The 20239-nt window shown below is 39.6% G+C and carries 19 protein-coding genes and 1 other annotated feature; all 19 genes read left to right on the forward strand.

The window, feature by feature from the left end:
- Positions 1–162 precede the first annotated feature (162 nt).
- On the forward strand, positions 163–984 hold the full coding sequence (gene pgeF, locus NSQ14_RS07495; RefSeq protein ID WP_227091152.1) for a peptidoglycan editing factor PgeF: 822 nt from the start codon (positions 163–165) through the stop codon (positions 982–984).
- Between the two features lie 3 nt (positions 985–987).
- A complete protein-coding gene (locus NSQ14_RS07500; protein WP_041846648.1) occupies positions 988–1662 on the forward strand; it encodes a YggS family pyridoxal phosphate-dependent enzyme in 675 nt (224 codons plus the stop codon).
- Positions 1663–1680: 18 nt separating this feature from the next.
- Entirely contained in the window at positions 1681–2127 is a 447-nt protein-coding gene (locus tag NSQ14_RS07505; RefSeq protein WP_034769636.1) for a cell division protein SepF, read from the forward strand.
- Between the two features lie 8 nt (positions 2128–2135).
- A complete protein-coding gene (locus NSQ14_RS07510; RefSeq protein ID WP_034769638.1) occupies positions 2136–2396 on the forward strand; it encodes a YggT family protein in 261 nt (86 codons plus the stop codon).
- 41 nt (positions 2397–2437) lie between these two features.
- Entirely contained in the window at positions 2438–3211 is a 774-nt protein-coding gene (locus NSQ14_RS07515; protein WP_034769640.1) for an RNA-binding protein, read from the forward strand.
- Between the two features lie 97 nt (positions 3212–3308).
- The gene (locus NSQ14_RS07520; protein ID WP_346217050.1) at positions 3309–3824 is read left to right on the forward strand and encodes a DivIVA domain-containing protein; all 516 of its coding nucleotides are present in this window, start codon (positions 3309–3311) and stop codon (positions 3822–3824) included.
- A gap of 217 nt (positions 3825–4041) precedes the next feature.
- Positions 4042–4267 (forward strand) — a binding site (T-box leader).
- Between the two features lie 106 nt (positions 4268–4373).
- Entirely contained in the window at positions 4374–7148 is a 2775-nt protein-coding gene (gene ileS, locus NSQ14_RS07525) for an isoleucine--tRNA ligase (protein ID WP_346217051.1), read from the forward strand.
- A 618-nt stretch (positions 7149–7766) separates the two neighbouring features.
- A complete protein-coding gene (locus NSQ14_RS07530) occupies positions 7767–8057 on the forward strand; it encodes a hypothetical protein (RefSeq protein ID WP_051989057.1) in 291 nt (96 codons plus the stop codon).
- 269 nt (positions 8058–8326) lie between these two features.
- A complete protein-coding gene (gene lspA, locus NSQ14_RS07535) occupies positions 8327–8791 on the forward strand; it encodes a signal peptidase II (protein WP_034769648.1) in 465 nt (154 codons plus the stop codon).
- Position 8792: 1 nt separating this feature from the next.
- Entirely contained in the window at positions 8793–9704 is a 912-nt protein-coding gene (locus NSQ14_RS07540; RefSeq protein ID WP_034769651.1) for an RluA family pseudouridine synthase, read from the forward strand.
- 263 nt (positions 9705–9967) lie between these two features.
- Entirely contained in the window at positions 9968–10507 is a 540-nt protein-coding gene (gene pyrR, locus NSQ14_RS07545; protein WP_034769654.1) for a bifunctional pyr operon transcriptional regulator/uracil phosphoribosyltransferase PyrR, read from the forward strand.
- 179 nt (positions 10508–10686) lie between these two features.
- Positions 10687–11622 carry an aspartate carbamoyltransferase catalytic subunit gene (locus tag NSQ14_RS07550; RefSeq protein ID WP_034769656.1) on the forward strand — a complete coding sequence of 312 codons (936 nt, stop codon included), beginning with the start codon at positions 10687–10689 and terminating at the stop codon, positions 11620–11622.
- Positions 11588–12880: a dihydroorotase gene (locus tag NSQ14_RS07555; protein WP_041846643.1), complete on the forward strand. Its 1293-nt coding sequence runs from the start codon at positions 11588–11590 to the stop codon at positions 12878–12880. Before NSQ14_RS07550 ends, NSQ14_RS07555 begins: the two co-directional genes overlap by 35 nt.
- A complete protein-coding gene (locus NSQ14_RS07560) occupies positions 12877–13974 on the forward strand; it encodes a carbamoyl phosphate synthase small subunit (RefSeq protein WP_346217052.1) in 1098 nt (365 codons plus the stop codon). The genes NSQ14_RS07555 and NSQ14_RS07560 overlap by 4 nt, the downstream gene beginning before the upstream one ends.
- The gene (gene carB / locus NSQ14_RS07565; RefSeq protein ID WP_034769663.1) at positions 13955–17170 is read left to right on the forward strand and encodes a carbamoyl-phosphate synthase large subunit; all 3216 of its coding nucleotides are present in this window, start codon (positions 13955–13957) and stop codon (positions 17168–17170) included. The genes NSQ14_RS07560 and carB overlap by 20 nt, the downstream gene beginning before the upstream one ends.
- 14 nt (positions 17171–17184) lie before the next feature.
- Entirely contained in the window at positions 17185–17943 is a 759-nt protein-coding gene (locus tag NSQ14_RS07570; protein ID WP_034769856.1) for a dihydroorotate dehydrogenase electron transfer subunit, read from the forward strand.
- On the forward strand, positions 17940–18878 hold the full coding sequence (locus NSQ14_RS07575) for a dihydroorotate dehydrogenase (protein ID WP_041848612.1): 939 nt from the start codon (positions 17940–17942) through the stop codon (positions 18876–18878). Before NSQ14_RS07570 ends, NSQ14_RS07575 begins: the two co-directional genes overlap by 4 nt.
- Positions 18850–19563, forward strand: coding sequence for an orotidine-5'-phosphate decarboxylase (gene pyrF, locus NSQ14_RS07580; RefSeq protein ID WP_034769668.1), 714 nt, complete (start codon positions 18850–18852; stop codon positions 19561–19563). Before NSQ14_RS07575 ends, pyrF begins: the two co-directional genes overlap by 29 nt.
- Positions 19560–20228, forward strand: coding sequence for an orotate phosphoribosyltransferase (gene pyrE / locus NSQ14_RS07585; RefSeq protein WP_235819437.1), 669 nt, complete (start codon positions 19560–19562; stop codon positions 20226–20228). The genes pyrF and pyrE overlap by 4 nt, the downstream gene beginning before the upstream one ends.
- Positions 20229–20239 lie beyond the last annotated feature (11 nt).

The following is a 20239-nucleotide window of genomic DNA, read 5'->3' on the forward strand; positions in this document are numbered from 1 at the left end:
CTGTCGCTTTGGGCTAGTTAATAAAACGAACCTAAAATTAATCATTTGTATTTTATTCTGTGAGAAAAGAACAGTAATATTAGAAACAATTGCTTAATTTTGAACGAATAGTATGATAAACTGAAATATGTATTGTGTGATGTGAAGAGATGAGGGAATCATATGACTGAACCGTTCCATCTAATGGATGATTCATATTTTTTAATTAAAAATTGGCAAAAAATAAACCCGAGAATTTTTGCGGGATTTACAACGAAAATGGGCGGAATAAGCAGTGGCCCGTATTTTAATAATAATATGGGACTACATGTTGGCGATGATAACGCTAAAGTCGTTTATAACCGAAACCAATTTGCAAAAAAAATCAATTTTCCCATTTCCAATTGGGTGTGCTGTGAACAAACCCATGGTTCGAATGTACAGTACATTGCAGAAACAGATTGGGGAAAAGGGACTGAATCTTATGGAGATAGTTTAAAAGATTGTGATGGGATCTATACAGATAAAGGGGATACTTTACTTGCTCTTTGCTTTGCAGATTGTGTACCTATCTATTTTTTTGCACCAAAGTATGGACTTTTTGGAATTGTTCATGCGGGTTGGAAAGGTACGGTAAAAAATATAAGCCATTCACTCATTGAACAGTGGAGAAGTCGTGGAATTCCCGTGGAAAAAATATTCGTAACCATTGGTCCTTCCATTTGCAATCAATGCTATATTGTAGATAATAAAATTATAGATCAAGTTGAAAAACTTCCGCTAAACGCTGTACAACGTTTTTATACTCAAGTAGAAAAAAGTCAATATCAAATCGATTTAAAAGCATTAAATCAAGCCTTGTTAGAAAATGAAGGGATTTTGCCCGACAATATTCAAGTATCCGGTCTTTGTTCCAGCTGTGACCAAACTTATTTTTATTCCCATCGCCGCGATAAAGGACAAACAGGTCGAATGATAGGTTTTATTGGAATCAGGGAGGCATAAACATTGAAAAGCGTTGAAAGTAATTTACAAATCATCACAGAAAAAATTGCGAAAGCTTGCGAAAAAGTAGGGCGAGATCCGGAAGAAGTAACGATTATCGCCGTAACAAAATATGTGACGATTGAACGCGCTCAAGAGGCTTTGAAAGCAGGAATTATTCATTTAGGGGAAAATCGCGATCAAGAATTGCTGAAAAAATATGAAGTTTTAGGGAATCAACCGATTTGGCACTTTATCGGAACATTGCAAACAAGGAAAGTGAAAAAGATTATTGATAAAGTTGACTATATTCATTCCCTTGATCGGCTTTCATTAGCTGAAGAGATTCATAAACGGGCCAACAGAAAGATACCTTGCTTTGTTCAAGTGAATGTAAGCGGGGAAGAATCGAAACATGGATTGCCACCTGAAGAAGTTCTTCCGTTTATCCAGCAATTAGCAATGTATTCAAATATTGAAATTGTCGGTTTAATGACAATGGCACCATATATTAAAGACGAACAAATATTGAGGAACTGTTTCCGTTCCTTAAAACAGCTTCAGGATGAAATTCAAAATCTGAAATTACCTTATGCCCCTTGTACAGAATTATCTATGGGTATGTCTAATGATTATGAAATTGCCGTTGAAGAAGGGGCGACATTTGTTCGAATCGGTACATCTTTGGTCGGTGAGTAACTCGGGAGGTGAAGAATTTTGGGTATAAAGTCGAAATTCAAAACATGGTTTTTCTTAGATGATAATTATGAAGACGAATACGAAGCGGAATATGATGAACCGGTAGAATATGAAAATACCACCGGACCGTCGCGCTTCCAACAACAAAAGAAAAACGTTGTCAGTTTACAAAGTATAAAAAGTTCCTCAAAGCTCGTTTTAGTTGAACCGCGAGTTTTTAATGATGCTCAAGAAATTGCTGATCATTTAAAAAATCGCAGAACCGTTGTTGTTAATTTGCAGAGAGTCGAAAAAACAGAAGCGCGAAGAATTGTCGATTTTTTAAGCGGCACCGTTTACGCCATCGGTGGCGAAATCCAAAAAATCGGTTCATATATTGTGTTATGCACACCGGATAATGTGGAAGTAACCGGTGCGATTTCCGACGCTTTTATCAACAATAATTTTGAAGACACGAGGTGGTAAAAGAAATTATGTCAATCATTTTTGATATTATTCATTCTGTATTTAACATTTATTTTTATGCTTTACTCATTTATATTTTCATGTCTTGGATTCCCGGAGCGAGGGAGTCACAAATCGGTCAATTCCTTGGAAGTATTTGTGAACCATATTTGGAGCAGTTTCGAAAATTTATCCCGCCTATTGGCATGTTCGATTTTTCACCAATTGTTGCGTTATTTGTTTTACAATTAGCCCAAGTCGGTTTAAATTCGATCCAAACATGGATTTAGTTATCTATCATCAATGATACATCTTGAAATAAGGAGAAGTTATGTCAATATATCAGCATTTTCGTCAGGAAGAAAAAGAATTTATTGATCAAGTACTGAATTGGATAGACTATGTTGATAAAAATTATGCAGGAAAACTGACCGATTTTTTAGACCCTAGAGAGCAATATATTGTTCAATCAATTATCGGAAAAGAGAGAAGCTGTAGAGTTCAATTTTTTGGCGGCGCAAAACAATCTGAACGTTGCCGGGCTTTTCTTCATCCGGATTACTATGAACCGGCAGAGGAAGATTTTCAAATCACTTTGTTTGAAATAATTTACCCGGAAAAATTTGTAACACTCACGCATCCTGAAATTTTAGGGAGTTTAATGAGCCTTGGCTTATCAAGGGGAAAGTATGGAGATATTCTCATCAAAAATAAACAAATTCAATTTTTCTCTGCCAGTGAAGTAGCTGATTATATTCGTACAAATTATATGACTGTAGGAAAGACAAAAATCCAACTGCAGGTAAAGCCTATGTCAGAAAGTATAGTGACTGATGAATTGATGACGGAACATTCCGTGACTGTTTCATCCCTTAGACTTGATACGGTTCTATCGCAAGCCGGTCGCATGTCAAGGCAGAAAGTGCAAACATTAATTGGACAAGGGTTAGTTAAAGTAAATTGGACAACTGTTGATTCTCCTTCTTTTCCTTTGAAAGAAGGCGATCTCATTTCGGCAAGAGGCATAGGGAGAATTCGATTAATTACGGTTGGAGATAAAACAAAACGGGATAAGTGGAAAATCACTTTAGGAAAAATGAAATAAAAATTTATTTTTGGCAGGATTTTCCCCGCAATCTGTCGAAACTTAGTGTATAATAAAAGACAACCGTATTTTCTGATTTTTATATGGAGGTGGCATGATGCCGTTAACGCCGTTGGATATACATAATAAGGAATTTTCCAAAACCTTTCGTGGGTATGATGAAGATGAAGTGAATGATTTTTTAGATCAAGTGATAAAAGACTATGAAATAATCATTCGAGAAAAACGCGAATTAGAAAATCGAGTCAAAGAATTAGAGGAAAAATTAAAGCATTTTAGTTCCATTGAAGAAACATTGAATAAATCAATCGTTGTTGCTCAAGAGGCCGCGGAAGAAGTAAAAGGCAGTGCGCAAAAAGAGGCGAAGTTAATCATTCGCGAGGCTGAAAAGAACGCGGATCGAATTGTTAATGAAGCTCTCTCAAAAGCCAGAAAAATAGCCTTAGAAATTGAAGATTTGAAAAAACAATCAAAAGTATTCCGCAATCGATTTAAATTATTGATCGAAGCCCAACTGGATATGATCAATTCAAACGATTGGGAACAATTAATGGAGTTTAATGTGGACGCAACCGAATTAAAGTCGGCAGAGGAGGATATCGTTATTAAGTAATTGCTTAAATGGGGAGAGCCAAGAAGAACAGGGAATCTAAGGACCTCTGAGTACCTGAGCTTCTGTTTTTCATATAAAAGAAAAAGGAAAACGGGGCTGCTTTTCCCGGACTTTTTGGATTTCCTTTAAAAATAAACGGATTTATGTAAATTATTATTGACTTCTATCACCATATTTGCATATAATTCCTTATATCCATAAAATATTCTCATATTATTTACAAACAATGAAGGGGACAGTACAATTTTTCTGCTTTTATCCAGCGAGTCGAGGATGGTGGAAGCTCGATTAAAAAGGGAAATTGGAAAATCACCCCGGAGTTCCTGCTCTGAAATTGAATAGTAAGGGTGGGCGTGTTTCACGTTATAAAATGAGCGGACAAAGTACGTCTTTTCTCTTTGTCTATTTGGGTGGTACCGCGGGAAAGCTTTCTCGTCCCATATACAGGGATGTGAAGGCTTTTTTATTTTACTTTATAGCCAAAATGTTTATTCTTACCAAAACTGGTTAACACTGTTACCAAAATTCGTATTAAGGAGGGCAATTTCATTGGATTATAAAGATACATTATTAATGCCGAAAACTGATTTTCCAATGCGTGGAAATTTGCCGAAAAAAGAACCGGAAATTCAAGCACGCTGGGAAGAAATGGATATTTATAAAAAGGTTCAAGAACGGACAAAAGGACGTCCAAAATTCATTCTTCATGACGGACCACCATATGCAAACGGCAGTCTACACATGGGTCATGCTTTAAATAAAGTTTTAAAAGATTTTATTGTTCGTTCCCGGTCCATGATGGGCTACGATGCTCCGTATGTTCCGGGGTGGGATACCCATGGCTTGCCAATTGAACAAGAATTGACAAAAAAAGGTGTGAAAAGAAAAGAACTGTCCGTTGTTGAATTTCGTAAACTTTGTGAGCAATATGCTTATGAACAAGTCGATATTCAACGGACCGGCTTTAAAAAATTGGGTGTACGCGGTGATTGGGAACATCCGTATTTAACTTTACACCATTCATTTGAAGCACAACAAATTCGTGTTTTCGGTGAAATGGCGAAAAAAGGATTAATTTATAAAGGATTAAAACCGGTATATTGGTCACCGTCATCGGAATCGGCATTAGCTGAAGCAGAAATTGAATATAAAGATATCAAATCACCATCCATTTATGTGGCATTCCCGATTAAAGACGGTAAAGGGGTGCTTGACTCGGATACAGAAATCGTTATTTGGACGACAACGCCATGGACCATTCCGGCCAACTTAGGGATCTCTGTTCATCCACATCTGCAATATGTTGTAGTCAACATAGGAAACAGGAAGCTCGTAGTCGCCGAAGACTTATTGAAGTCCGTCAGTGAAGAATTAGACTGGACAGATTATCAAGTCTTGAAAACGGTCAAAGGTTCTGACTTAGAATATGTTTTAGCGAAACATCCGTTTTATGATCGTGATTCGCTTGTTATGTTGGGTGAACATGTTACAACCGATGCCGGTACCGGTTGCGTTCATACCGCTCCCGGTCATGGGGAAGATGACTTCTATGTTGGTCAAAAATATAATCTTGATGTACTCAGTCCCGTCGATGACAAAGGTTGCATGACCGAAGAAGCACCCGGCTTTGAAGGATTGTTTTACGAAGAGGCAAACAAGCATATTACGAAAAAGCTGGAAGAAGTTGGCGCATTACTTAAATTATCATTCCTTACCCACTCGTATCCGCATGATTGGCGGACGAAAAAACCGGTTATTTTCCGAGCAACACCGCAATGGTTTGCATCCATTGATCCAATTCGTGAACAACTGTTAAAAGAAATCCATCAAGTGAATTGGTATAATAAATGGGGCGAAACAAGACTGTATAATATGATTCGTGATCGCGGTGACTGGTGTATTTCAAGACAGCGGGTTTGGGGTGTACCAATTCCGGTATTTTATGCGGAAAATGGTGAACCGATTATTACCGAAAAAACGATTGAACATGTTGCAAGCCTATTCGAACAACATGGATCCAATATTTGGTTTGAAAGAGAAGCGAAAGACCTTCTACCTGAAGGATTCAGTCATCCGGGCAGTCCGAACGGTTTATTTACAAAAGAAAATGATATTATGGACGTTTGGTTTGATTCCGGTTCCTCTCATCATGGTGTATTAAGAACTCGTGAAGAACTTCAATTTCCGGCAGATATTTATTTGGAAGGTTCCGACCAATACCGTGGCTGGTTTAACTCTAGTCTGATTATCAGTGTTGCGGTTAACGGTGTTGCACCATATAAAGGAGTTGTATCAAACGGGTTTACTGTCGATGCGGAAGGCAAAAAGATGTCAAAGTCCATCGGAAATACCATTGTTCCTGATCAGGTGACAAAGCAATTCGGTGCCGATATTTTGCGATTATGGGTCGCTTCTGTGGATTATACGGCAGATGTCAAAGTATTCATGGATAATTTTAAACAAGTGTCTGAAGTGTACAGGAAGATTCGCAATACGCTTCGATTCATGCTCGGAACAACAGCTGATTTTGATCCGAAGCAGCATACAGTTCCATATGAAAACTTACGTGAAGTTGACCAATATATACTGGTAAAATTAAACAATCTCGTGAAAAAAGTACGGCATGCATATGAAACATATAACTTCATGGAAATTTACCATGATATGAACAAATTTTTCACGATTGACTTAAGTTCATTCTACTTAGATTTTGCCAAAGATGTTCTTTATATTGAAGCAGAAAATAACCCGATTCGTCGTTCCATGCAAACGGTCATCTATGAATGTCTCGTATCTTTAACAAAAATGTTAGCGCCGATTTTGGCACATACAGCCGATGAAGTATGGGCATATATAAAAGGTGTTGAGGAAGAAAGTGTCCAACTGACCGACCTGCCGGAATATAAAGAATACCCAAATGCCGTTCAACTGGAAGAAAAATGGTCGCAATTTATGAAATTAAGAGATGACGTGTTAAAAGCTTTGGAAGAAGCTCGCAATGAAAAAATAATTGGTAAGTCACTGACAGCAAAAGTTACTTTATATGTTCACGATGATGTAAAACAATTACTTGATTCCATTTCAGAAAATATTGGACAAATTTTCATTGTCTCTGATTTTGAAGTGGCCGGTCATTATGATGAAGCGCCAAGTAATGCATTGAAATTGGAAAAGGCCGCCATTGTCGTAACAAAAGCTGAAGGAGAAACTTGTGAACGTTGCTGGGTAGTGACAAAGGATGTCGGTCATAACCATCATCATCCGACATTATGTACCCGCTGTGCAAATATTGTAGAAGAACATTATAGTCATTTAGTTAATTAACAGATTTACCCAAGAAAAGCGCAGAGCGCCCGCTTAGCGACGTACAAACTGGAGCGCCCCGCAATGAGAACAGATTTGCTTCCCTGAATAGGCATCGCACGAAGAAAAAGCGATTAGCTTTTTCGAGGACTCTGAATAATCTTCCTTGAATAAGCATCGCACGAAGAAAAAGCGAGTAGCTTTTTCTAAGGAAAAGGAAACACGGCGAGGGACGAGCCGATGTTGACTTATCGTAGTGAAGCTACTCCTAGAGTGAACTTCATGAGTAATCTTCCTTGATATACTTCATGAAGCTTTGCGACGAGCTGAACATCCGCTTCCTCGAATAGGCTATGGCGCAGGAGCACATTAAAGGGGAGCTAGTTTCTCAGTCGCTGGCGCTCGGAGCTAGACAATAAAACTAATCCCAAGTTATTTACTTGTATTTTTATACTTTCTTATACTATAAAAAAGGGAAGAATTGTCTTCCCTTTTTTTGCTTGTTTAAAAAGATTTTTACATTTCTACCTTGTATTTAATGAAATAGAAAATAGTTATAGCCGTCAGAAAGGAACAATCGGTAATAATAAACATACAATAACAATTAGAAATTGGATCACGGATGGGAGGGTACATTCCTTGAGTCAATCGCTACATGATCTTTATAATGAAATTGTTGCAATGAAAATTGATTTAGAAGAGCACCTTAACAATCATGAATTGTCACCTCAAGTAAAACAAATGGCCGAGGAAGAACTGTCAGATTTAATTGCGACAATAGAAAAAATTGAAACCGGTCATTATGGCGTTTGTGAAGAAACAGGGCACCCAATCCCAGTTGAATTTTTAACTTTTCAACCAACCGTTCGTTCCTTAAGTGAAATGAAAACATTACTGAAATATTTAAAAAAACCGGTTTTTCCCTTTTGACAGGTATAACTATATGTCCTGTCTTTTTTGGCTAATAGGAAAGTATAAATTTTTCAATTTCTACTTTCCTAACGCATAGTGCAACTACGGCTCTGCTCTCGCCTAAAGGCTCGGACGCCCGAGTTTTCTTTATGTATAAAAATTTTTATATCCAGTAAATAAAAAAATTCTTGTCAATCATATGTAAAGTTTCATGAACGGTAAATGCAAAAAATGTTCTTTTATGCTACAATGCAAAAAGAGTCTATCTAGAGTTTGGAGGGCGTGCATTGCTGTATTATTTGCTTTCAATCATCATTATCGGTTTCGATCAATTGACGAAATGGATGATCGTTAAATTTATGGATCTTGGTGAAAGTATCCCTGTTATCGAAAATTTATTTTACATAACATCACACCGAAATCGTGGTGCCGCTTGGGGCATTTTACAAGGGCAGATGTGGTTCTTTTACCTCATCACCGTTATTGTAGTCATTTTTATCATTTATTATTTGCAAAAATATGCGAAAGGAAAACCGCTAAATAGTATCTCATTGGCCTTCATGTTAGGAGGAGCTGTTGGCAACTTCATTGACCGTTTGTTTCGCAAAGAAGTCGTTGATTTTATTGATGTAAAAATATTCGGTTATGACTTCCCAATTTTTAATATTGCTGACTCTTCTTTAACCATCGGGGTTATATTATTAATAATTGTCATGTTTTTAGAAGAACGTAAAGAGAAAAAGGAGCAATAATATGGAAAAGATTTTGCACATTGTCCGTGAGGATCAAGCGGGTGAAAGAATTGATAAATTGATAACATCTCTTGAAGAAGATTGGTCCCGGACGCAAGTGCAGGAATGGATTAAAGATGGTGTTGTGTCGGTTAATGGTAATAAACCAAAAGCCAATTATAAATGCGAAACTGGCGATAAACTGGTCATCAATGTGCCGGATCCTGTTCCATTAAATGTTGAACCGGAAGAAATGAATTTAGATATTTACTATGAAGATTCGGATGTTCTTGTTGTTAATAAACCGCGTGGAATGGTCGTTCATCCGGCACCGGGCCATGTAACCGGAACGCTTGTCAACGGGCTGCTTGCTCATTGTAAAGATTTGTCCGGTATTAATGGAGTGATGCGACCGGGAATTGTCCATCGTATTGATAAAGATACATCCGGTTTACTGATGGTTGCAAAAAATGATTTTGCACATGAGTGTTTAGTCGAACAACTCGTTGAAAAGTCGGTAACAAGGAAATATGAAGCGATAGTTCACGGCGTTATTCCGCATGATTACGGAACGGTGGACGCACCGATTGGACGGGATAAAAATGATCGACAAAAAATGGCAGTGGTCGATAATGGAAAACATGCCGTCACCCATTTCCGTGTGCTTGAACGTTTTCAAGACTATACTCATATTGAATGTGAACTGGAAACAGGCAGAACCCATCAAATCCGGGTTCATATGAAATATATCGGTTATCCGCTCGCCGGTGACCCGAAATATGGACCGAGAAAAACTTTAGAAATTGATGGACAGGCACTCCATGCCGGGGTTCTTGGCTTTATTCATCCGAGAAAAAAGGAATATATGGAATTTCGTGCACCATTGCCCCAGGAATTTCTAGTGCTTTTAGAACAATTACGGATGAACTTGTAACGGGGAATTGATGCACTGGTCAGGTCATCACTTAATGTTTTTAATAAATAATTATCTTTTTCGCCATTGACAAAATCGGAAATTCATTTTATGATCATAACAGAACTGAATAGCACCTTTAAATCAGTCCAGAGAGTCTGAGAAGGGAACGGATTATTTTTTAAAAAAGAAACAGTTTATTCTCCTGCCCTCTTTGGCAGGAGTTTTTTATTGAAACGGAAATGGATCACGCGAATGTTCCATAAACAATGGAGGGAAGCAGATTGCAAAAAGCAATTGTTTTGGATGAGCAAGCAATCCGAAGAGCATTAACCCGGATCGCTCATGAAATCATTGAAAGAAATAAAGGGATTGAAGATGTTGTTCTTGTAGGAATTCGTACACGCGGCATATTCTTGGCAAGAAGGTTGGCTGAAAAAATTAACCAAATTGAAGGAAAAAATGTACCGGTTGGCGAATTGGATATTACTTTGTATCGGGATGATTTATCCATCAAAACAAAGGATAAAGAACCGGAAGTTTTAGGTTCGGATATTCCGGTTGATATACATAATAAAACCGTTGTCTTAGTTGATGATGTCTTGTACACCGGAAGAACAGTCCGAGCAGGAATGGATGCCCTCATCGATTTCGGGAGACCCGGCCTGATTCAACTGGCCGTACTTGTTGATCGAGGTCATCGTGAACTGCCGATTCGCGCAGATTATGTTGGAAAAAACATACCGACAGCAAAAACGGAGATGATTGTTGTTGATCTGGTGGAAGTTGATCATATCGACCAAGTGACAATCCATGACACATAAAAAGATTGCCCTTTTAACAGACAGTCCAGAGAGGCTGGAAAGGGGAAGGCTGAGTGTCAGTCGGAAGTAGAACCTGCTTCAGGCTGTGAATGCAACGCTACTCATTTACCTCTTTCCATATACTGGAAAGAGGTTTTTTTATACTAAATGTTTCTTAATGAATCAAGGGGGGAGATTCAATGAAAAGTTTATTAACGATGGATCAATTATCAACTGAAGAAATTCTGGCAATTTTACACGAAGCTGATGAATTTTCAAAAGGGAAAACTTGGCAACCGGAAAATCAAACCTTTGTAGCGAATATGTTTTTTGAACCAAGTACCAGGACAAAATGCAGTTTTGAAGTGGCTGAGCGAAAACTTGGGTTTCAAGTCATCCCGTTTGACGCAGGTTCATCAAGCGTGCTTAAAGGGGAAAGTTTGTATGATACGGTGAAAACATTGGAGGCCGTCGGTGTTTCTGCTGTCGTCATTCGCCATGAAAAAGAACGCTATTTTGATGAACTTAAAACGATTCATATCCCTATTATTAATGGCGGTGATGGTTGCGGCCACCATCCGACCCAATCATTACTTGATCTGTTGACAATAAAACAAGAATTTGGTCGCTTGGACCAGTTACATGTGGCAATCATCGGGGATATTCGCCATAGCAGGGTGGCCCGTTCGAATGCAGATGCATTAACAAGATTAGGGGCGAAAGTCAGTTTCTCCGGGCCGGTTGATTGGTTTGATGAATCAATCATTAAACAAGGAACATACTTGTCTATCGATGAAGCCATCGAACAGGCTGATGTCGTGATGTTACTAAGAATCCAACATGAAAGGCATAAAATGATTTCTTCTCTGACGAAGGAGGAATATCATCAAACATTTGGACTTACCTTGGAAAGAGAAAAAAGGATGAAAAAGCATAGCATTATCCTCCATCCGGCACCGGTCAACCGCGATGTGGAAATAGCTTCTGAACTTGTTAAATGTAACAGATCACGGATTTTTAAACAAATGGAAAATGGCGTGTTTATCCGAATGAGTGTATTGAAACGGGCGATACAGCAACAAAATGAAGGGGAGAAAATATATGAAACTCATTATAAAAAACGGATTGCTAATTAATGAAAATGGTTCATTGGAAAAGAAACATCTGTATATTGACAACGGACAAATTGTAAAAATTTCGGAACATCTTTCAGGGGAGGATCAAGCAGAAAAAGTAATCGATGCGAACGGATTATTCGTGAGCCCGGGATTTATTGATGTCCATGTTCATCTGCGGGAACCGGGCGGGGAACATAAAGAAACGATAGAAACCGGTACAAAAGCTGCAGCAAAAGGCGGTTTCACAACGATATGTGCCATGCCGAATACCAACCCGGTTCCGGATTCAAAAGAACAGATTCAATGGTTAAAAAAACGAATCCAAGAGACAGGAAAAGTTCGCGTTCTTCCATACGGTTCGATCACAAAAGGACTGGCGGGCGACCAACTGAATCATTTTAAAGAATTGGCAGAAGCGGGTGCGTTTGCTTTTACTGATGACGGGGTTGGCATTCAAACGGCAGAAAGAATGTATCAAGCGATGAGGGAGGCGGCAAAAGTAAATAAAGCCATTGTCGCCCATTGTGAAGATATGTCCCTTGTACAAGGTGGTGTCGTCCATGAAGGGAAAGTTGATAAACGGCTTGGTCTAAAAGGGATTACTTCCCTTGCCGAATCGGTTCAGATTGCCAGAGATGTTTTGCTCGCTGAACAATCCGGCTGTCATTACCATGTTTGTCATATTAGTACGAAAGAATCTGTGAGAATTGTCCGCGACGCAAAAAGAGCAGGCATTCATGTGACAGCGGAAGTCTCCCCCCATCACCTGTTATTATGTGAAGACGATATTCCGGGTAATGACACGAATTATAAAATGAATCCGCCGTTAAGAAGTCGGGCTGATCAGGAAGCACTTATTGAAGGCCTGCTTGACGGAACCATTGATCTAATTGCCACTGACCATGCGCCACATAGTGAGTCAGAAAAACGTCAAGGAATGGAAAAAGCGCCGTTTGGCATCGTCGGCTTGGAAACAGCTTTTCCCCTTCTCTATACAAATTTTGTTGAAAAAGGGGTGCTATCACTAAAACAGTTGGTTGATTTCTTAACAAAAAAACCGGCAGATATTTTCAACTTGCCATATGGAAAATTGGCGGAAGGAAATGTGGCTGACTTAGTTCTTATTGATTGGAAACAAGAGGAGACGATTGATCCGGCTACTTTTGTATCGAAAGGAAAAAATACACCGTTTGCCGGTTGGACATGTAAAGGTTGGCCGCAAGCAACCATTGTTTCGGGCGAAGTTGTCTGGGAGAAGGAGCGTGTTCATCATTGAAAAGACAATTAATTTTAGAAGACGGAACGATTTTTATTGGCGAGGCTTTTGGAGCAAATAATGACTCAATCGGAGAAGTTGTTTTTCATACCGGCATGACCGGCTATCAAGAAATTATTACTGACCCTTCTTTTGCCGGACAAATTGTAACATTGACATATCCGTTAATCGGAAATTACGGGGTGAATCATGAAGATTTTGAAACATTTCAACCGGCAATTAAAGGATTGATTGTTAAAGAAGCGGCTGACTACCCTTCAAATTTTCGCAGTCAAATGACCATTGACACTTATTGTAAAGCAAAAAATATCCCCGGTTTGCAAGGGATTGATACGCGTAAATTAACGAGGAAAATTCGTCAATTCGGTACATTACGTGGGATGTTATGCGGGATCGATGTAAACAAAGATGAAGTGATTGATCGACTGCAACACGAAAAGGCGGCAAACGACCTTGTATCAACCGTCTCAACCAAGCAAATTTTTCCGAGTCCGGGCCGGGGCTATCGTGTCGTTTTGGTTGATTTTGGGATGAAACACGGAATTCTCAGGGAATTAACACATCGAAATTGTCATGTCATTGTTGTTCCTCATAACACAACAAGTAAAGAGATACTGGCTTTACATCCGGATGGCGTGATGTTATCGAACGGACCCGGGGACCCGAAAGATGTTCCGTATGCCGTCAAAATGGTGGAAGAATTACTTGGTCAAGTTCCGCTTTTCGGAATTTGTCTAGGTCATCAATTATTGGCTTTAGCAAATGGGGCTGATACGGAAAAACTGAAATTCGGTCATCGCGGAGCCAATCACCCGGTTAAAGATGTCAGAACCGGAAAAGTCATTTTAACGTCGCAAAACCATGGCTATGCAGTGTCACTCGATTCTGTAAAAAATACGAATCTGGAAATTACTCATATTGCGATAAATGACGGAACAGTAGAAGGGTTGAAACATAAAAAATATCCGGCGTTTTCCGTTCAATATCATCCGGAAAGCGCCCCGGGTCCGGAAGATGCCAATGATTTATTCGATCAATTTATCGAATTGATTCAAAAATGGGAGGAAGCGGGTCATGAAACGTACAGATATTAAGTCGATTTTAGTCATCGGTTCCGGTCCGATTATTATTGGGCAGGCTGCTGAATTTGATTATGCGGGTACGCAAGCATGTTTAGCTTTAAAAGAAGAAGGATATCGGGTGATCCTTGTTAATTCCAATCCGGCAACGATCATGACCGATACAGAAATTGCCGATGTCGTTTATATGGAACCTTTAACCGCTGATTTTATCACGCGTATTATTCGAAAAGAACGACCGGATGCACTCCTTCCAACATTAGGCGGACAAACCGGCTTAAATTTAGCAGTTGAATTATCCAAATCCGGTATCCTCGAACAATATGATGTCGAAATTTTAGGGACAAAATTGTCTTCAATAGAAAAAGCAGAAGATCGGGAATTGTTTCGGGAATTAATGAATGAAATTGGTGAACCGGTACCGGAAAGCATGATTGTCCATAATTTGGATGAAGCCTATGCATTTGTTAAAGAAATCGGTTATCCGGTCATTGTCCGCCCGGCTTTCACATTAGGCGGCACAGGCGGAGGGATCTGTGAGAACGAAAATGATTTAATCGAGATTGTTTCAAACGGCTTAAAATTAAGTCCTGTTCATCAAGTTTTACTGGAAAGAAGTATTAAAGGTTTTAAAGAGATTGAATATGAAGTAATGCGTGACAGCAAAGACCAAGCGATTGTCGTTTGTAATATGGAAAACATCGACCCGGTCGGAATCCATACCGGTGACTCGATTGTTGTTGCACCGAGCCAAACGTTGTCGGACAGAGAATATCAATTATTACGCAATGTTTCCTTGAAAATCATTCGTGCTCTGGAAATTGAAGGGGGTTGTAATGTACAAATTGCTCTGAACCCAAATAGTTTTCAGTATTACATCATTGAAGTAAATCCGCGAGTTAGTAGGTCGTCTGCTCTCGCTTCGAAAGCAACCGGTTATCCGATCGCCAAAATTGCCAGTAAGATTGCGGTCGGCTTAACATTGGATGAAATGATCAATCCGGTTACCGGGAAAACATATGCGATGTTTGAACCGGCACTGGATTATGTTGTAACGAAAATACCGCGGTTTCCGTTCGATAAGTTCGAATCGGCAACAAGAACACTAGGTACCCAAATGAAGGCTACCGGAGAAGTTATGGCCATTGGACGGACGTTTGAAGAATCTTTACTTAAGGCGGTTCGTTCCTTGGAAGCGGGTGTTTACCATATAACAATCGATGCATTTGAAAAATTAACGAATGACTGTTTAGCAGAAAAGATTCGACAAGCGGATGATGAGCGGCTCTTTTATATTGGCGAGGCATTAAAACGGGGCATTCATATTGATGAGATACATGAATGGAGCGGGATTGACTTATTTTTCCTGCATAAGTTTAAGAAAATCATCGAATTAGAGCAAGAATTGAACGAAAATGTTTTCGATATTGAACGGTTAAGAAAAGCGAAGGAAAAAGGTTTTTCCGATAAAATCATCGCAAAACTTTGGAATATGCCGGAAATCGATGTATATCAATTGAGAAAAAAATATGGCATCATGCCGGTTTATAAAACGGTTGATACTTGTGCTGCCGAGTTTGAAGCAACCACGCCGTATTATTACGGGACATATGAAGAAGAAAATGAATCCGTAAAAACCGACCGGGAGAGCATCCTCGTGATCGGTTCAGGGCCGATTCGGATTGGTCAAGGGGTTGAATTTGATTATGCAACGGTTCATTCTGTATGGGCAATTAAAGAAGCCGGTTATGAAGCAATCATCATAAATAATAACCCGGAAACTGTATCAACAGACTTTAGTATTTCCGATAAGCTTTATTTCGAACCGTTAACGATTGAAGATGTCATGCATGTTATTGAAGTGGAACAGCCAAAAGGAGTAGTTGTTCAATTTGGCGGGCAAACAGCGATTAATTTAGCAAATCAATTAGTCGAACATGGGGTAAACATATTAGGAACTCAATTGGAAGATGTCGATCGTGCGGAAAATCGGAAAAAATTTGAGGAAACTTTACAAATGAACAACATTCCCCAGCCAAAAGGAAGTACAGCATTAAGTATTGCTGAAGCAGTTGAAATTGCCGATGAGATTGGGTATCCGGTATTGGTTCGGCCGTCTTATGTACTTGGCGGAAGAGCGATGGAAATTGTTTATCATAAACAAGAGTTATTACATTATATGGAAAATGCCGTCAATGTGAATCCGGATCAACCGGTTCTGATCGATCGCTATATTACCGGAAAAGAAATTGAAGTGGATGCCATTTCAGATGGAACGAATGTCTTAATCCCGGGGATTATGGAACATATTGAACGTGCCGGTGTCCATTCAGGGGATTCAATCGCCGTTTATCCGTCACAAAATTTATCCGCTGCCGTAAAAGAAAAAATTGTTGATTATACTATGAAACTGGCACATTCCTTACATATTATCGGGCTTATTAATATCCAATTTGTGGTTAGCGGCGAAAATGTGTTTGTCATTGAAGTAAATCCGAGGTCAAGCCGGACAGTTCCATTTTTAAGTAAAATAACGAATATACCGATGGCCAAAATAGCCATGAAAGTCATTTTAGGAAATACGTTAAAAAACTTACATCTGCCGACCGGGCTCATTCCGGAAAAAGAAGGGGTCTATGTAAAGGTACCTGTCTTTTCGTTTGCGAAACTAAAAAATGTCGATATTTCTTTAGGACCGGAAATGAAGTCTACCGGCGAAGTGATGGGGAAAGATTACACATTAGAAAAAGCACTTTATAAAGGTCTGGTCGCTTCAAGAATGAACATGCATACGCACGGATCGGTCATATTAACAGTGGCGGATAAGGATAAGGAAGAAGCCGGTCTGTTGGCCAAAAGATTCCACCAAATCGGTTACCGGATCCTGGCAACAAAAGGAACGGCAATGTATTTAAAAACAAAAAACATTCCTGTAGAAGAAGTGGAAAAAGTAGAAAGCAGCGGCACAAATAATTTATTGGATATCATCCGAACCGGGCAAGCGCAACTCGTCATTAATACGATGACAAAAGGGAAAGAAATTGCCCGAGACGGTTTCCGAATCCGTAGAGAATCGGTGGAAAATGCGGTTCCATGTCTGACTTCCCTTGATACAGCATGGGCGATTTTAAAGGTACTTGAATCACTTGTCTTCTCCGTTGATTCAATGAAACAAGAAAAGGTGCACGCCAAGGAGATGATTGAAGTTTGAAGAAAATTGGTGAAATGAAAATCGTTAGCCAGAAAGAAATTGCTAAAAATATTTTTCAATTGATTTTACAAGGAAAACTAGTTTCTGAGATTGAAAGACCCGGTCAATTTGTTCATATGAAAGTCGGAGAAGGGATTGATCCACTTCTCCGCAGACCGATCAGTATTTGTGAGATTGATCGTGAAAATCAAATCATGACATGTATTTATCGGACGGAAGGGAAAGGCACAACTTGGCTTAGCAAAAAACAGCAAGGTGAGTATATAAATGTACTTGGTCCGCTCGGTAACGGATTTCCGGTTCAAATGAAAAGCGGGAAGGTAGCCTTATTAATCGGTGGCGGGATCGGTGTTCCGCCTTTATATGAGCTATCGAAACAATTGAGAAACAGAGACATTCAAGTCATCCATGTACTCGGCTTTCAAACAAAAAGTGCCGTTTTTCTTACTAAGGAGTTTCAACGGCTTGGTGTTACTTATATCGTTACTGATGATGGTTCCTATGGGGAAAAAGGTTTCGTAACCGATGTGTTAAAAAAACAAAATTTTGATTTTGACCGGTTATATGCCTGTGGACCGACCCCGATGTTAAAAGCGTTGGAACAAAAATTCCCGGAAAAAGAAGTGTATCTCTCATTAGAAGAACGAATGTCTTGCGGGATTGGTGCTTGTTTCGCTTGCATTAGGCCAACAAAAGATAGAGAAGACAAAAAGGGGTATCGGAAAATTTGCAGTGATGGTCCTGTATTTCAAGCAGGGGAGGTGATTTTATGAATCGATTTTCGGTAGCTTTACCTGGTTTGCAACTGAAAAATCCAATCATGCCCGCCTCCGGATGTTTTGGTTTTGGTCGGGAATTTGCCGAATTCTATGATTTAAGTATCCTTGGGGCGATTATGATCAAAGCAACAACAGTTGAACCGCGTTATGGAAATCCAACACCGCGCGTTGCAGAAACGCCGGGTGGGATGTTAAATGCCATCGGACTACAAAACCCCGGACTGAAAAAGGTAATGGAAGAAGAATTGCCATGGTTAAGTCAATTTGATGTGCCAATTATTGCAAATATTGCCGGTTCAACAGTTGAAGATTATGTTTCAGTTGCAAAAGAAATTTCTGAGGCGCCAAATGTTCATGCCCTTGAACTTAATATCTCTTGTCCAAATGTAAAACACGGAGGGATCGCCTTCGGGACGGTTCCTGATGTAGCAAAGGAAGTAACGAAACGTGTGAAAAATGTATCCCGTGTGCCTGTCTACGTAAAATTATCGCCTAATGTGACGGATATTCGCTTAATGGCTAAAGCCGTAGAAGATGGTGGAGCGGACGGAATTACGATGATTAATACGTTGACAGGATTACGCTTGGATATGAAAACAGGAAAGCCGATTTTAGCCAATATAACCGGGGGATTATCCGGTCCGGCAATTAAGCCGATCGCCATCAGGATGGTCTATGAAGTAAGTCAAACAGTAAATATCCCAATTATTGGCATGGGTGGCATTTCCAGTGCGGAAGATGCCCTTGAATTTATTTATGCCGGTGCAAGTGCCGTTGCTGTCGGTACCGCAAATCTAATTGATCCGTTTATTTGCCCGAAAATCATTACCGATTTGGAACAATTATTAGAAAAATTGAATATTGATCATATTTCAGATGTTTGTGGAAGGAGTTGGAAACATGGAATATCCGGTTATCATTGCCCTTGATTTTCCTTCTGGCGCAGAAGTTTTTCACTTTTTACGTAAATTCCCGGATGAACCTCTTTTTGTGAAAGTGGGAATGGAATTGTTTTACCGGGAGGGGCCGGCTATTGTTCAGCAAATAAAAGGAATGGGCCATTCTATATTTCTTGATTTAAAACTCCATGATATTCCGAATACGGTCGGACGGGCCATGAAAGGAATTGCCCGGTTAGGCGTGGATCTTGTCACTGTTCATGCAGCCGGTGGAACCGAAATGATGAAAGCGGCTTTAGCAGGGTTGGATCAAGGAACCGGAGCCGGTCAAAAGAGGCCGAAATGTGTTGCCGTTACCCAATTAACAAGTACATCAGAATGGCAGATGCAAAAGGAACAACTGGTTTTATCAACCCTTGAACAATCCGTTTATCATTATGCAAAATTGGCTAAACAAAGCGGATTGGATGGTGTGATTAGTTCTGTTCATGAAGCCCCGATCATTAGGCATCTCGGTGAAGAGTTTTTGATTATTACTCCCGGTATTCGTTTGGAAAATGATGATGTCCGTGATCAAAAACGCGTTGCCACACCTAAACAAGCGAGACAATCAGGAGCGTCAGCAATTGTCGTTGGCCGGTCCATTACCGAAAGTCACGATCCATATGAAACATTTTTAAAGATTAAACAACAATGGGAGTTGATTGGTGTATGATTACCGAAACGATGGTAGCTGAAAAATTGTTAGAAATTAAAGCTGTTTCACTAAACCCGAATGAACCGTTTGTTTGGACTTCAGGAATAAAATCCCCAATTTATTGTGATAACCGGTTGATTTTAGGTTATCCTGAATTACGGAAAGAAGTTGCAAAAGGCTTGACGGGGTTAATTGAATCGCATTTTCCTGAAGTGGAATTGATTGCCGGAACTGCAACTGCCGGTATCCCACATGCTGCTTGGGTCAGTGATCTTTTAAGTCTCCCAATGTGTTATGTACGCTCAAGTTCAAAGGGACATGGGAAAAAGAACCAGATTGAAGGTCCGGTTCAAACGGGACAAAAAGTGGTAGTCATTGAGGATTTAATTTCCACAGGGAAAAGTTCAATTCAGGCAGCAAATCTTTTGAAAGAAGCAGGTTGCCGAGTTTTAGGGATCGTTTCCATCTTTACATATCAATTGATTGAGGCGGAGGAGGAGTGTCGTGAAGCCAATGTTCCTTATTACTCCCTTTCTAATTTTTCTACATTAATTGATACCGCCGTCAAGAAAGGCTATTTAACGGAAGACAATGTAGCATTTGTTATGAAGTGGCGGGAAAATCCGAAAGAATGGGGAATTAGTACGTGTTATCGGCTGACTAAAAATGTTGAGCATGACTGATTAGCAGACGG

This window comes from Caldifermentibacillus hisashii, from assembly GCF_039654145.1.
Classification (GTDB): domain Bacteria; phylum Bacillota; class Bacilli; order Bacillales; family Caldibacillaceae; genus Caldifermentibacillus; species Caldifermentibacillus hisashii.